This window comes from Haloarcula salina, from assembly GCF_049603855.1.
GTDB classification, from domain to species: domain Archaea; phylum Halobacteriota; class Halobacteria; order Halobacteriales; family Haloarculaceae; genus Haloarcula; species Haloarcula salina_A.
The window spans coordinates 838,664-852,981 of the sequence record NZ_CP187146.1 but is presented as its reverse complement, the minus strand read 5'-3'; the positions used below and the strand labels follow the sequence as shown (position 1 = coordinate 852,981).

Here is a 14,318-nt window from a genome sequence, read left to right as displayed (position 1 = left end):
ACAAGTGTCCGAAATGCGGCGAAGAACTGAGCTACGTAACGACGAAGCACAACGGCTGTTCGAACTGCGGGTTCGTCCCGCCACACAGCGCCGAGTGAGCGGGCCCACGTGAGCGGCGGGGTACTCCCCCGGAGATTCTCGTCCGCCCGCCTTCGCCACCTATTTTCGCCGTCTCGTCGTAGGCCCTCGCATGTCGGACAGCCGTGACCGGGGGCTGCTCGCTGGCGTCGTCTTCGCCGTCCTGCTCGCCCAGGTCCTCCTCTATCCCGGCGTCGACCGCCTCGTCACGGCACTGGGCGCGTCGGGCGACCTGAACGCGAGCATGTGGTTCCTCGCCGCCGAATTCGGCGCGTTCGTCGCTTTCGCCGGCGTCTGGGGCGCGCTCAGCGACGTGAGCGGGCGGCGGACGCCGTTCATCGCCGTCGGCGCTGCGGGCGGAGCGATTCTCTACGCCGTCCTCGGGTGGTTCGCCGTGGACGGCCAGACGCCGTTTCTCGTGGTGCTCGCCGTCCGGACGCTCCAGGGCGCGGCCACCATCGCCGCGTTCTCGCTCTCGATGACGATGTTGATGGACCTCGGCGGCGGCCACGGCAAGAACATGGGCGCGGCGGGCATCGCCATCGGTTCGGGGACGGCCCTCGGCGCGCCGCTCGGCGGCCAGTTGTACGAAGTCGCGACGCCGCTGCCGCTGTACGCCGCGAGCGCGCTCCTGTTCGCAGTGGCCGGCCTCGCGGTGGTCGTCGAGGACCGCGCCCCCGACAGCGACGGGCGAACGCTCGCGGCCGCTCTCACCGGCCTCAGGCGGACGCCGACGCTATCGATTCCCTACGCCTTCGGGTTCGTCGACCGGATGACCGCCGGTTTCTTCGCGCTCGTCGGCACGCTGTACTTCCGGGAGGCGTTCGATCTCGGGCCGGGCGAGACGGGGATCATGCTGGCGCTGTTCTTCGCGCCCTTCGCGCTCCTGCAGTACCCCTTCGGGACGCTCTCGGACCGGATCGGTCGGACGGTCCCCATCGTCGTCGGATCGTTGCTGTACGGCCTCGTCGTCATCGCCGTCGGACTGGCCCCAACGGTGACGACGGCCGGCGCGGGCATGGTCGCGACCGGGGTCATCGGGGCGCTGATGGCCCCGGCGACGATGGCGCTCGTCTCCGACCTCGCGGCCTCGACCGAGCGCGGCACCGCGATGGCCGGATTCAACGTCTTCGGCAGCGTCGGCTTCCTCGCCGGCATCCTCGTCGGCGGGAGCGTCGCTGGCGCGTTCGGCTATCTCGCCGCGTTCCTCGTCGCCGGCGGGACGGAGGTCGCCATCGCCGTTCTCGCGCTCCCGCGCCTGCTCGGTCTCGACGCGCCGACCGAAGAGGCCGTCGAGGGCTGAGACGGGCCGCCGTCCGTCAGCCCCAGAGCAGTCGTCCGCAGTCGAGACGGTCGTTGCAGTACGCAGTCACGGCAAGTCGCCCGCTCACCGGGCCTCCCGGACCGTCTCCAGTGCCTCGGGGTTCTCGATGCTGGACATGTCGCCCAGATCCTCGTCCCGGTAGACGGCCTCGATGGCTCGGCGGATGATCTTCCCTGATTGCGTCTTGGGGAACTCGTCGACGAACAGCACCTCCCGGGGCCGGAACGGCTTTCCGAGTTCCTCGCCGACGGCCGCCCGAACGGACTCCCGGAGGTCGTCGGAGGCGTCGTAGCCGGGTTCGAGGACGACGTAGAGGACGACGGCGGTCCCGGTGGTATCGTCCGGGACGCCGACGGCGGCGGCCTGATTGACCGCGGCGTGTTCCATCGCCGCCCCCTCGACCTCCGCGGGACCGACCTTCCGCCCGGCGACGTTGAGCACGTCGTCGGCCCGCCCGTGGAGGAACCACAGGCCGTCTTCGTCCTTCTGGGCCCAGTCGCCGTGGTCCCACACGTCCTCCCAGGTCGACCAGTACTCCGCCAGATAGCGCTCGTCGCCGCTCCACAGCGACTTCGTCATCGACGGGCAGGAATCGCGCGCGACGAGGTAGCCCCGCTCGTGGGCATCGGCGACAGAGGTCCCATCGGCGTCGACGATGTCGACGGCCATCCCGAGGCCCGGACCGCCGAGCGTGCAGGGCTTGAGCGACTGGATCGGCATCGGCATGAGGAAGCAACCCATGATCTCGGTCCCACCGGAGATGTTGATGATGGGACAGCGCTCGTTACCCACGTGCTCGTAGAACCACAGCCAGCTCTCGGGGTCCCACGGCTCTCCGGTCGACCCGAGCAGGCGGAGACTGGAGAGGTCGTGGCCCTCCAGCCACTCGTCGCCCTGCTTGCGGAGCGCCCGGATCGCGGTCGGTGAGACGCCGAAGGTCGTGATATCGTGGCGGTCGATCATCGACCAGAAGCGGTCCGGTTCGGGGTAATCCGGCGCGCCCTCGTACATGAACACCGTGCCGCCGAAGGCGTGGTTCCCGAGCAGGGTCCACGGGCCCATCATCCAGCCGATGTCGCTCACCCAAAAGAAGCGGTCGCCGGGCCTGTGATCGAACCCGAAGTGAATCTCCTTGGCCGCCTGCAACAGCGCCCCGGCGTGGGTATGGACGATTCCCTTCGGTTTCCCCGTCGTCCCCGAGGAGTAGAGCAGCATGGACTCCTGGTCGCTCGGGAGTTCCTTCGCGGTGTACTCGTCGTCGGCCGCGCCGACGGTCTCGGCCCACCAGTCGTCGCGGCGCGTCCAGCGGATGGACTCCTCGGGGTCGTCGGCCAGTCCGAGGCGGTCGTAGACGACGGTGTGTTCGACCGGGACCGCACCGAGCTCGTCCCCGGCCTGCTTGATGGCCTCGTCAGCGGTGCCCTTGAGGTGGACGCCGGACCCGCGCCGGTAGAAGCCGTCGCCGGTGAACAGCACGGAGCACTCGGCGTCGGCGATGCGCGTCGCCGTCGCGTCGACGCCGAACCCGGAGAATATCGGAACCGCGATCGCGCCGACCTTGAGACAGCCGTACAGAATCGACGCCACCTCGGGGACCATCGGCATGTACAGGCCGACCGTGTCGCCGGTGTCGACGCCGATCGATTCGAGATAGTTCGCGACCCGACTGGCCTGTCGGTCGAGGTCGTGATACGTGATCTCGCGTACGTCGCCGGGTTCGCCCTCCCAGATGAGCGCGACCGTGTTCCGGGTCCCGCTGTCGCGGCGCGCGTGGCGGTCGAGGACGTTGTGGGCCGCGTTGATTGTCCCGCCGGGGTACCAGTCGGTGAACTGTGGGCCGCCGCGGCTCGCGGTTTCACCGCCTGTGTTGTCCTGGGCGCTGTGCGCCCCGCCGTCGTCTCGCACCCGGTCGTACGACTCGAAGAACTCGATGCCGAGGTACTCCGGCAGCAGGTCCCAGAACCACTCGATCCCGGAGGCAGGCTGGCCCGGCACGTCCGTCGTCGTCCGCTCGATCAGTTCCTCGTAGTCGTCGATGTCGTACTCCTGCATGAACGCCCAGACGTTGGTGGACTCGACGAACTCCCGCGTCGGTTCGTGGACGACGGTGTCGGCGTACTCGTGGTCGCTCATGGCAGTCCCTCCCCGTGACCGGTCGCGGCCGGACGGCCGCGTCTGTCAGCGTTGTCCATGTGTGTTCTTCTCACGCGTAGGTCTTTGTCATTCCGCCGTCGAACAGGAGGTCGCCGCCGTTGAGGTGACGGGCGTGCCGGGAGAACCCGAGGACGAAGAGGTTCGCCACGTCGATCGGATCCATCATCTCCGTGACGCGGGACTGCCCGAGCATCACGTCGTCGATGACCTCATCGACGCTGATGCCGCGCTGGTCCGCAGTGTCCGGGATCTGGTCGACGACCAGGGGCGTCTTGACGTAGCCGGTGCTGATCGAAAAGGACCGGAGGCCGTCCCCGCCCTCGGCGGCGATGGACTGCGTCAGGCCGCGCAGGCCGAACTTCGAGACGTTGTACGCGACCTTGTCGGAAGTGACGTAGTGGCCGTGGACCGACGCCATGTTTCCGATCACGCCGACGCCGTCCTCGGTCCCGCGGATGTGCGGGATGACCCGCTTCGAGAGGGCGAGCGGGGCGCGAAGCATCACGTCGTGCATCTTGTCGTACGTCTCCATCGGGAAGTCCTCGATGGCGTCGATGTGCTGGAGGCCGGCGATATTGGCGAGATAGCGGATCGTTCCGTGAGAGGCCGCGACCTCGACGATGTCGTCGAGGGCCGCGTCGCTCGCGAGGTCGCCGGCCACCGTCTCGACCGCGCCGTCGAGACCGAGGTCGGCCGCCCTGTCCTCGACCTCGGTCAGTCCGTCCTCGTCGATGTCCGTGGCCACCGCCGTCACGCCGTTTGCCGCCATCGCGAGCGCCGTCGCCCGGCCGATTCCCGACCCGCCGCCGGTGACGAGGCAGACGGTGTCTGTCGCGTAGTGGTCGTCCTCGACGAACAGGATCGACTCCTCGTCGATGGGCGGCACTTCGAGCCGTTCGTGGGAGCTACTGGATGCCATTCGGTACCACGTTGTGGACACACACCCGAATAGCGTCGGGTTGACATGTATACCAACGCGGGCATGGGTCGGCCTCCGCGCGCATGGGCGGACGAGGAGAACAATCGGCTCGTGGCTGGTTTACGTGTAAACCTCCCGTTATTCCCCGGATTGGGCGGTAGATTCACACATCCCTGTCACAGTGACGCACACCGCGACGCGGAGCGTCCGAGCGACGGGAGGAGACAGCTATGCACGGAACGGAGCCCACGGAGCGCGACACTGGTGGTATCGGCAGACGGCGACTGCTCTCGGCGATCGGCGGTTCGGCGGTCGCCGCGGCCCTCGCGGGCTGTTCGACGCTGTTGAGCGACAGCGGCGGCCAGCAGAGCGGCGACGGCGGTGACTCCGGTGGATCGATTCCCCAGGAGCCCATCCAGGCCGGACTGTTGACGTTCACGAAGGGCGCGCCGGGCGTCCTCGGCATCCAGGCCCAGCGCGGGGCCGAACTGGCCGTCCAGCGGATCAACGAGGCCGGCGGGATCGGCGGGCAACGCCAGATCGAACTCGACGTGGTCGACGAGGGGTCGAACCCGCTCGACAGCTACAACCAGTTCATCGAGGAGGGCAAGGAGGTCACCTTCGGCCCCATCTCCAGTGGTACGCACAGCCAGATCGCGCCGGAAGTCGAGAAGAACGAGGTGGTCAACGTCGGGACGGACGGAACGGTGACGACGCTGTACGAGGAGACGGTCCCCGACCCGACGTACTCGTTTCGCTTCCAGAACTACGACATCATGGAGGTGGTGACGATGGCACGGGAGGCCGTCGAGCGCATCGGCGCGGACGAGATCGAGACGGTGGCCGGCGTCAATCCCGGCTACTCCTTCGGCGAGGACGAGATGCGCGTGTTCACCCAGGCCATCACGAAGCTCACCGACGCCGAAGTCGTCTACGAGGGATTCCCCGAACTCGGGGCCAGCGACATGTCGAACCACATCACCTCGATCAACAGCGAGCAGCCGGACGTGACCTTCTCCAGCCTGTGGGGCGGTGACGTGACCACGTTCGTCCGCCAGGCCAGCGCCAACGACATGTTCGACAACACGACCGTCTTCGGGACGACGCTGTACAGCGCCGCCGGTGACGTGCCCGCCGACGCGCTGGCCGGCACGGACATCTACTCCGGGTCACGCAACTACTACTGGGGTCACCCGGCCCTGGGGAACTGGCAGCCCGGCCGCGAACTGTTCGACGCCGCGACCGCGCAGGACGGCGTGACCGTCCCCACGGCTCACTACATGAGCGGCTACGGCGCCGTGACGGCCTGGGCGACCGCCGTGGAGAAGGCCATCGACCTCCTCGGCACCTACCCCAGCCAGGGACAGATCGCGCAGATGCTGGAGGGCCACGGCTTCTTCACGCCGGCGGGCTACCACAACATGGCCGAGGACCACCAGGGGTCGTCGAACTCCTTCGCGGGGGCGATGGTGTACGACGACGACCTCGGCGCGGCCAGACTCGACGACGTGAACATCTACTCGGCGGCGGAGACCGCGCCCCCGCCCGGCGTCGCCGGGAGCGCGTGGCTCGACAGCTGGAGCAGCTGAACCCCACCAATGGCAGGCACACTTGAGACCGCGCTGGTCCAGACGCTCAACGGCGTCCAGTTCGGGTTCATCCTGTTCATGATCGCCTCGGGGCTGACCGTCATCCTCGGCATCCTCGACGTGCTGAATCTCGCCCACGGGGAACTGTTCTCCATCGGCGCGTACGCCGGAATCGGCGTGTTCGGGTTCGTCATCGGCGTCGTCGGCCCGCCCAGCGGCGTCCTCGGCGGCGTCGTGTTCGTGCTGGCGGTCCTCGCGTCGGTCCTGCTGACCGCGGCCCTCCTGTTGCCCGTTGGGACGGTGTTCGAGGCGCTGTTCCTCAGGGCGATCTACGACCGCGACCAGGTGTACCAGCTGGTGTTGACCTTCGCGTTGCTGTTGATCCTGCTCGACGTGAAGAAGTTCGTCTGGGGGAACACCTCCCTGCGGACGGACGTCGTCTACGGCGCGATCAACTCGATTCCGACGAGCGAACTGGTCGGGTTGAACTACCCGACGTACAACGTCTTCGTCATCCTCGTCGGGATCGCCGTCGTCGCCGGCCTGTTCTGGTTCTTCGACCGCACGAAGACCGGGCGGATCGTCCGGGCAACGGCCATCGACCGCGAGATGGCGACGGCCATCGGGGTCAGCACCGACCGCGTGTTCACGCTCGTGTTCGCGCTCGGGGCCTTCCTCGCTGGGTTCGCCGGCGCGATGGCCGTCCCGCCGACGGCGGCCACGCTCGGCATGGGGACCAACCCGCTCGTCCTCTCGTTCGTCGTCATCGTCATCGGCGGCCTCGGGAGCCTCCGCGGGGCGTTCGTCGGTGCGCTGCTCGTCGGCGTCATCCGGTCGTGGATGATCACGCTGTACCCGCCCGGCGAGATCGCGGCCCCCTTCGCCATCATGGCGCTCATCCTGCTCGTCAAGCCCGAAGGCCTGTTCGGCACGTGGGGTGAGACGGCGTGAGGCCCGAGCGCGTCGAGACTGACGGCGAGACCCGCTACCGGTTCCTCGGCGTCGAAGTGACGCGCCGGGAGGCAGTCGCGCTGGCGCTCGGCGTCGTCGCGCTGTTCGCGATCCCCGACGTGACGAGGCTCTCCGACAGCCTGCAACTCAGCGTCATCCACCAGGGGCTACTGTTCGGCTTCGCGGCGGTCGGCCTGAACCTGCTCCTGCGACACACGAAGCTCACGTCGTTCGGTCACGCGGCGTTCTTCGGGACCGGCGCGTACGCGACGGCGGTGCTCGCGAAGTACGCGGGCCTCCAGAGCGTCGGCCTGCTGTTGCTCGGTGCCATCGCGGCCGCGACGGTGATGGCGGCGCTCATCGGCGCGCTGTCGCTTCGCCACACCGGCCTGTACTTCGCCCTGCTGACGCTCGCGTTCGGCCAACTGCTGTACGCCATCGCGCTCGGCCAGAGCGCGCTGGGCGGCAGCGACGGGATGCCGATTCGCCCGGGCCCGGCGAACCAGCCGCTCCTGCTCGGCACGACCTTCGAGCCGGCGGTGTACCAGATACTGACGTACTACCTGACCGTGGTCGTCATCCTCGTCGGACTGTTCGTGATGTACCGCATCACCCAGTCGCCGTTCCGAAACGCGCTCGACGCCATCGGGCAGGAGCGGACGCGGGCGCGGTTCATCGGCCTGCCGGTCCGCCGGTACGTCTGGGCGGCGTTCGTCATCTCCGGGGTCTACGGCGGCGTCGCGGGCGGCCTGTACGCCGTCGTCCGCCAGTACGTCCGCCCGGAGGGGACGCTGTTCTTCCTCCGGTCCGGTGACATCCTGTTCATGGCGATTCTGGGCGGTTTCCGGACGCTGGTCGGGCCGCTCATCGGCGGTGTCGTCCTGATCTTCCTCCAGGACGTGGGCCAGGACGTGACCGAGTACTACGAGTTCCTGACCGGTGTGGTCCTCCTCGTCCTCGTCTACGGGTTCCCCCGCGGCATCGTCGGGTCGCTCAGGTCGGGCGGCGTCGTCAGCACCCGGCTGGGACAGCTCCGTCGGGAGCCATCGGCCGTCGCCGACTGGGCCCGGTCCGCGGTACGGACGACGGAGAGAAAGGCTGCCGAATCGGTGTCGAGTCTGCGAATCATCCTCTTCGGGGTCGACTGACATGCTCGAAGCACGCAACCTCCGCAAGTCGTTCGGCGAACTGGTCGCGACAGACGACGTGAGCCTGGAGTTCGGACAGGAAGACGGCGAACTCGTCTTCATCGTCGGTCCGAACGGGGCCGGCAAGACGACGTTCATCAACCTCCTGACCGGCTTCCTCTCGCCGGACGAGGGTTCCATCGTCCTCGACGGCGACGACATCACGGCGATGTCGGCCCACGAGCGCGTGGACGCCGGCATCGCCCGGAGCTTCCAGGTCGTCAAGGTGTTCGAGGAGATGACCGTCCGCGAGAACCTCCGGACGGTGGTGCTCACCGAGCGGGGCAAGACGTGGCGCCTCTTCTCGATGGCCGACGGCCACGACGACGTGGAGCGGACCGTCGACGACCTGCTGTCGAAGTTCCGCCTCGACGACGCCGCCGACACCGTCGCCGAGGAACTCCCCCACGGCGACCGGAAGCTGCTCGACGTGGCGATGTCGTTCGGGCTGGACCCCGATTACCTCCTGCTCGACGAGCCCACCTCGGGCGTCTCGACCCGCGAGAAGGAGTACGTCATCGAGACGGTCGTCGAGGTCGGGCGGGAGGCGGGCGTCACGACGGTCACCATCGAACACGACATGGACATCGTCACCGAGTACGCCGACCGCGTCGTCGCCCTCCATCAGGGGGCCGTCCACGGCGTCGGCCCACCGACGATGCTCGAAACCGACGACGAACTCAGACGGCTCCTCCTGGGGGTGGGCGAATGAGCGCTGACACCCTGCTGTCGGTTCGCGGACTGAACGCCGCGGTCGAGGGGTTCCAGGTGACCGAGGACGTCGACCTCGACGTGAACGCCGGCGAGGCGGTCGGACTGGTCGGCCGCAACGGGGCCGGCAAGACGACCACCTTCCGGGGCATCATGGGCCTGACGCCCGTCTGGAGCGGATCGGTCCGCTTCCGCGGGGAGGAACTGACCGACATCCGCTCGGAACTCGTCCCGAAGCGCGGCATCGGCTACCAGCCCGAGGACCGGAAGCTGTTCACCGGCATGACCGTCGACGAGAACTTCCGACTCCCCATCTGGACGAGCGGGGCCGCCCGCGGCATCGACGACGAGGACGCCGTGATCGAGGAAGTCTACGACGTGCTGACCGAACTCGACGACCGCCGCGACGCGAAGGTCCAGAACCTGAGCGGCGGCCAGGCGAAGATGGTCGCCATCGGCCGGGCGCTGGCGCTCCAGCCCGACCTGCTCATCCTCGACGAACCGCTGGAGGGGCTGGCTCCCGTCGTCGTCGAGAACCTCAAGCGCCACATCGAGGCGATCAACGACCGCGGGATCGCGGTACTGATCGCGGAGTCGAACGTCACGCACGTCCCCGACGTGGTCGACCGGCTCTACGTCATCGAGCGCGGCGACGTGGTCGCGAGCGGCGACCCGGACGACCTGGCCGCTGACGAGGAGATTCAGAAGCTGATGCAGGGGAGCGGGACGGAGTGAGCGAGGCAGTGAGAGAAGGGGAGACGGTCGCGAGAAGACAGTAGACCGGGTGAGAAACCGATGGCGGTCACTCGGTGACCTCGTTCATCGACGTCGTGACGCGATCGAGGATCTTGCGCTGTCCGCGCCGGAGGTTCTTCGAGATGGCCATCTTCGAGACGTCGAACTCCTCGGCCAGCGACGAGAGCGTGGCGTCCCGCGGCGTGTCGAAGTACCCGCCCTCGACGGCGCGTTCCAGCGTGGCCCGTTCCACGTCCGAGAGCTCTCGACAGCCGTCGACCAGCCGCTTGGCCGAGTCGATGTTCTGCAGGAGGTCGTAGTAGTCCTCCAGGTCGACCGACTCGCGCGAGCGGACGGTGTAGTCGTTGTTGCGCTCCAGTTCCGAGAGCGTCCCCTCCGCGATCCGTTCGGTGTCGAACCCGACGTGCCAGATCTCAGAGCCGTCGCGGATTCTGAACGGGCCGGTGATGTAGCCGCTGTTGTCGCGAATGACGTTCATCGCGTTCGTCTCCGCGATACGCGACCGTATCAGCGCCATGTCGCCCTTCCGCCGGAGGAGCCGATAGGACGCCATGTTGTCGTGGGCCGACAGCGCCTCCAGTCCGTGGTCGAGCGCCTCGCGATCCGCGCCACTGACCATGATCCGCGTCTCCAGTTCCCGCTCGTCGGGGTAGAAGTCCCACTGCTTGGCGAGAAACGACACCTCGTGGTCCCGCGTCGTGTCGATGTAGGGACAGTCGTACTGGACCATGTCCATCTCGACCGATAACATGGTGGAACGTTCATTATGAATTGTAATAGCTATTTTCACTCCGCTGAATGATAGCTCTCCGTCGGGGCGACCAGCAAACCCTTTTGACCGGGGCCGGCCAACTTAAGGCCATGTACGTCCGGGATGCGAAAAACCGCGAGGAGGTCTGGCTGCTAGACCGCATCGAGGAGATGGGGCTCGACGAGACGGCCTTCAGGTCCCGGGACTACGTCGTCGCCATCGACGAGGAGAGCAACGAGAAGGCCGGGTTCGGCCGCATCCGAATTCACAAGGGCGAGGACGAGACGGTCTGTGAACTGACCAGCATCGGCGTCCTCCCCGAGTGGCGCGGGCAGGGCGTCGGCGCCCACGTCATCGAACGGCTGGTCGAGTACGCGGGCGACGAGGGATTCGACACCGTCTACTCGCTGACGAACGCCGCGGACTACCTCGCGCAGTTCGGCTTCGAACGCATCGAGCCGGCGCAACTCCCCGAGGCGCTCCGGGACCGGCTCGCGATCAAGCAGGAGAACATCCAGCCGGACGCAGTCCCGCTCCGCGTGGCGGTCGACCGCTTCCGGATGCCGACGCGTTTCCGCAGTCGGTTCAAGCACGCCGCCGCCGACGACGGAGAAGAAGAGCGCGAACCCGAGGAGGGCCCCGAAGACTTCGGTATCGACCCCGACGAGGCCACCTACAAGTACGACACCGGCGGCTGAGGGGGATTCACCGGGCGTCGACGATCTCGACCTCGAACACCAGCGTCTTGCCGGACAGTTCGTGGTTGAAGTCCACCTCGACGGCGTCGTCGCTGACGGCGGTCACGTCGCCGTGGAGGCCGTTTTGCGCCTCGACGTGGAGGCCGACCTCGGGCGGCTTCCCCACCATTCCCTCGAACGTCTCCGGGTCGTACTCGCGGACGCGCTCGGGTTCGACCGCGCCGTAGGCCTTCTCTGGCGGGACCGTCACGGTGGCCTCCTCGCCGGCGTCCATGCCGACGACGGCCTCGTCGAGGCCCTCGATTATCTCGCCCGCTCCGACGGTGAACGACAGCGGCGCGTAGTCGGCCGCCTCGACGCCCTGTGCCTCCATCAGCCCGTGCTCTCGGGCCACCTCGGGCCGAGAAGTATCGAAGACGGACCCGTCCTCGAAGCGCCCGACGTACTCGATGGTGACGTCGTCGCCCGGTTCGATCGGCATACCCGAGTGTTCGCAGCCTGCCGTATAAACCCCGGTATCCGCGCGGTCCACGCGCGACTGCAACGGAGTATCGACTGCACCTCCGTCGAGCCCGTTGGAAATCATTAATATACAACAATTATAAGTGGCGACGGTCCGACAGTTAGCCCGGAGTTGTCAAATTTATGTCCATGGACGCTGTCGTGTACAAGGGGCCGCACGAAGTGGCAGTCGAGGAGGTCGATGAGCCGGAGATACAGCACCCGAACGACGTGGTAATCGACATCACGACGTCGTGCATCTGTGGCTCCGACCTGCACATGTACGAGGGGCGAACGGCTGCCGAGCCGGGAATCGTATTCGGACACGAGAACATGGGGATCGTTGCCGAGGTCGGCGGCGCGGTCAGTGACCTCGAAGAGGGAGACCGAGTCGTCGCGCCGTTCAACGTGGCCTGTGGCTTCTGCGAGAACTGCGAGGACGGCTATACGGGGTTCTGTACCAACGTCAATCCCGGGTTCGCCGGCGGCGCGTACGGGTACGTCGCGATGGGGCCGTACACGGGCGGGCAGGCGGAGCAGCTCCGCATCCCGTATGCGGATTTCAACGCGCTCAAACTGCCCGAGGGCGACGCGCACGAGGACGCCTTCGCCCTGCTCGCAGACATCTTCCCGACAGGGTGGCACGGCACGGAACTCGCGAACCTCGAAGCCGGTGACTCCGTGGCCATCTACGGGGCCGGTCCGGTCGGACTGATGGCCGCCTACAGCGCGAAGATCAAGGGCGCGGCCGAAATATACGTCGTCGACCGGGTGCCGAGCCGCCTGGAACTGGCCGAACAGCACTGCGACGCGACGCCGATCAACTTCGAGGATGCCGACCCGGTCGAGCAGATCAAAGACGAACACGGCGGCGGCGTCGACAAGGGCGTCGACGCGGTGGGCTACCAGGCCATCGACCCGGACAAGGAGGCCGACGAGGCCTACGACCCGGCCCGCGAGAACCCCGCCGTAGTCATCAACAACCTCATCCGGACGGTCAAACCGACCGGGGAACTCGGGATCCCGGGGCTGTACGTCCCCGAAGACCCCGGCGCGCCGGACGAGATGGCGGCACAGGGACGGCTGGGCATCGACTTCGGGCTCCTCTTCGAGAAGGGCCAGAAGCTCGGGACCGGCCAGTGTAACGTCAAGTCCTACAACCGCGAACTCCGCGACCTCATCATCGAGGGACGGGCCGACCCGAGCTGGGTCGTCTCCCACCGCGTCTCACTGCAGGAGGCCCCCGAGATGTACGAGAAGTTCGACAACCGCGAGGAGGGCGTGACGAAGGTGCTCCTGGAGCCCTGAGCCTCCCGCCGTCTGTCCGGCGGTAGCTATACCACCACACCCACCGTACTCCCGGCCATGTGTCAGTACTGTAGCTATCGGTTCCACGACGGGTGGTCGCGACTGCTGGAGTACGACGACGTGTACCAGTCGACGGTCGTGGCCGAGTCGACGTCGACGTACGGCTTTCACGACGACTGGGACGACCTGCGCGACGAGGTCGGCTACGGCGCGGACTGATCAGGCCTCGCGGGGGAAGGGGTCCGCTTCGGCCTCGGGGCGCTCGTCGGCGTCGGTCGCCAGACAGTCGTCGAGTTCGGCGACGATGGCCTCGCGCTCCATCGACTGTCCGATGAAGACCAGCCGAGTCGAGGGCTCGTCTGACCCCCACTCACCGATGGGACCGGCCTGGACGGCCGGGCCCGCCTGACTCACCCCGAGGACCTGCTCCGGGCGACTGGTGACCCACGCGAACCCCTTCGCCCGGACGACGGACCCGCGCCAGTCGTCGAGCCAGGCGTCGAACCGGCCGGGGTCGAAGGGGGCGTCGCGGCGGTAGACGAACGACTCGACGCCGTGTGCGGCCGCCGCGCCCGTTTCGTGGTCGTCGTGTGCGGCCGCCCCACCGTCTTCGTGGTCGCCGTGTTCGTGGTCTTCGTCAGCGGCCCCCGCCAGCGCCCGCTTCCAGCCCTGCTGTCGTTTCGCCGCCTCGAAGTCGAACAGCCCTGTCCCGAGGACCTCGTCGGGGTCGATATCGCTGTAGGTCGTCCGGTAGATCCGTGCCCGCGGCTGGAGTTCGCGGACCGCGGCCTCGACCGCATCCAGCGCCTCGTCGGGCACCATGTCGCACTTGTTCAACAGGAGCACGTCGCAGAACTCGATCTGATCCACCAGCACCGACGTGAGCGGTCGCTCGGGGTCCGGTGCCGCCTCGGGCAGTGACGCCTCGGGGTCGAACGCCTTCCAGAAGCCGTAGGCGTCGACGACCGAGACTGTCGTGTCCAGCCTGAATCGGTCGGGGAGAGTACCCGCGTCGGTCTCCCCAGTGAGCGTGCGGGCGATGGGGATCGGTTCACTGATTCCCGACGCCTCGACGACGAGGGAGTCGAACGACCGCTCCGCGGCGAGTCGAGTCAGTTCCGTGACGAGGTCGTCCTGCAGCCGACAGCAGATGCACCCGTTCGAGAGGTCCACGACGCCCTCCTCGCCCGCTTCGTCGAGCAGTTCCGCGTCGACGTTGATCTCCCCCATGTCGTTGACGACGACGGCGAGACGCCGGTCGCCGGGGTTCTCGAGGAGCCGATTGACGAGTGTTGTCTTGCCCGCGCCGAGCGGTCCACTGACGACGGTGATGGGGACGCTGGAGTGTGAGTCTGCTCCCATTTGGGTGGGACAACGTGACACCCGACCAT

General features: G+C 67.5%; 14 protein-coding genes. 9 read left to right on the top strand and 5 right to left on the bottom strand.

The genetic code is table 11. From position 1 onward, the window contains the following. Positions 1-190: 190 nt before the first annotated feature. On the top strand, positions 191-1,381 hold the full coding sequence (locus tag ACOZ4I_RS04335) for an MFS transporter (RefSeq protein WP_424003396.1): 1,191 nt from the start codon (positions 191-193) through the stop codon (positions 1,379-1,381). Positions 1,382-1,465: 84 nt separating this feature from the next. Here ACOZ4I_RS04335 and ACOZ4I_RS04330 read toward each other — a convergent pair whose 3' ends face one another. Next, a complete protein-coding gene (locus ACOZ4I_RS04330) occupies positions 1,466-3,535 on the bottom strand; it encodes an AMP-binding protein (protein ID WP_424003394.1) in 2,070 nt (689 codons plus the stop codon). Positions 3,536-3,605: 70 nt separating this feature from the next. Next, positions 3,606-4,475, bottom strand: a complete 870-nt coding sequence (locus ACOZ4I_RS04325) for an SDR family oxidoreductase (protein ID WP_424003392.1) — start codon at positions 4,473-4,475, stop codon at positions 3,606-3,608. A gap of 230 nt (positions 4,476-4,705) precedes the next feature. On the opposite strand from ACOZ4I_RS04325, the gene ACOZ4I_RS04320 reads away from it, so the two are divergent. From ACOZ4I_RS04320 to ACOZ4I_RS04300, 5 genes are read left to right on the top strand one after another with little or no spacing between them, the layout of a single operon-like run. Then, positions 4,706-6,064: an ABC transporter substrate-binding protein gene (locus ACOZ4I_RS04320; protein WP_424003390.1), complete on the top strand. Its 1,359-nt coding sequence runs from the start codon at positions 4,706-4,708 to the stop codon at positions 6,062-6,064. A gap of 9 nt (positions 6,065-6,073) precedes the next feature. After that, entirely contained in the window at positions 6,074-7,015 is a 942-nt protein-coding gene (locus tag ACOZ4I_RS04315; protein ID WP_424003388.1) for a branched-chain amino acid ABC transporter permease, read from the top strand. Next, positions 7,012-8,163 (top strand): branched-chain amino acid ABC transporter permease, encoded by a 1,152-nt coding sequence (locus tag ACOZ4I_RS04310; protein ID WP_424003386.1) that lies wholly within the window; start codon positions 7,012-7,014, stop codon positions 8,161-8,163. Before ACOZ4I_RS04315 ends, ACOZ4I_RS04310 begins: the two co-directional genes overlap by 4 nt. Position 8,164: 1 nt before the next feature. Further along, positions 8,165-8,914: an ABC transporter ATP-binding protein gene (locus ACOZ4I_RS04305; protein WP_424003384.1), complete on the top strand. Its 750-nt coding sequence runs from the start codon at positions 8,165-8,167 to the stop codon at positions 8,912-8,914. Then, positions 8,911-9,648 carry an ABC transporter ATP-binding protein gene (locus ACOZ4I_RS04300; protein ID WP_424003382.1) on the top strand — a complete coding sequence of 246 codons (738 nt, stop codon included), beginning with the start codon at positions 8,911-8,913 and terminating at the stop codon, positions 9,646-9,648. The genes ACOZ4I_RS04305 and ACOZ4I_RS04300 overlap by 4 nt, the downstream gene beginning before the upstream one ends. A gap of 67 nt (positions 9,649-9,715) precedes the next feature. Here the strand turns inward: ACOZ4I_RS04300 and ACOZ4I_RS04295 are convergent, their stop codons facing one another. Further along, complete coding sequence (locus tag ACOZ4I_RS04295; protein ID WP_424003380.1) at positions 9,716-10,420, bottom strand: helix-turn-helix domain-containing protein; 705 nt, start codon at positions 10,418-10,420, stop codon at positions 9,716-9,718. A gap of 110 nt (positions 10,421-10,530) precedes the next feature. Here ACOZ4I_RS04295 and ACOZ4I_RS04290 point away from each other — a divergent pair, with 110 nt between their 5' ends. Next, complete coding sequence (locus tag ACOZ4I_RS04290) at positions 10,531-11,118, top strand: GNAT family N-acetyltransferase (RefSeq protein ID WP_424003378.1); 588 nt, start codon at positions 10,531-10,533, stop codon at positions 11,116-11,118. Positions 11,119-11,125: 7 nt separating this feature from the next. Here the strand turns inward: ACOZ4I_RS04290 and ACOZ4I_RS04285 are convergent, their stop codons facing one another. Then, entirely contained in the window at positions 11,126-11,599 is a 474-nt protein-coding gene (locus tag ACOZ4I_RS04285; RefSeq protein ID WP_162411943.1) for an FKBP-type peptidyl-prolyl cis-trans isomerase, read from the bottom strand. Between the two features lie 170 nt (positions 11,600-11,769). On the opposite strand from ACOZ4I_RS04285, the gene ACOZ4I_RS04280 reads away from it, so the two are divergent. Further along, positions 11,770-12,927, top strand: a complete 1,158-nt coding sequence (locus ACOZ4I_RS04280; protein ID WP_424003375.1) for a glutathione-independent formaldehyde dehydrogenase — start codon at positions 11,770-11,772, stop codon at positions 12,925-12,927. A gap of 57 nt (positions 12,928-12,984) precedes the next feature. After that, entirely contained in the window at positions 12,985-13,146 is a 162-nt protein-coding gene (locus ACOZ4I_RS04275; protein ID WP_424003373.1) for a hypothetical protein, read from the top strand. Here the strand turns inward: ACOZ4I_RS04275 and ACOZ4I_RS04270 are convergent, their stop codons facing one another. Continuing rightward, positions 13,147-14,289 carry a CobW family GTP-binding protein gene (locus tag ACOZ4I_RS04270; protein ID WP_424003371.1) on the bottom strand — a complete coding sequence of 381 codons (1,143 nt, stop codon included), beginning with the start codon at positions 14,287-14,289 and terminating at the stop codon, positions 13,147-13,149. Positions 14,290-14,318 lie beyond the last annotated feature (29 nt).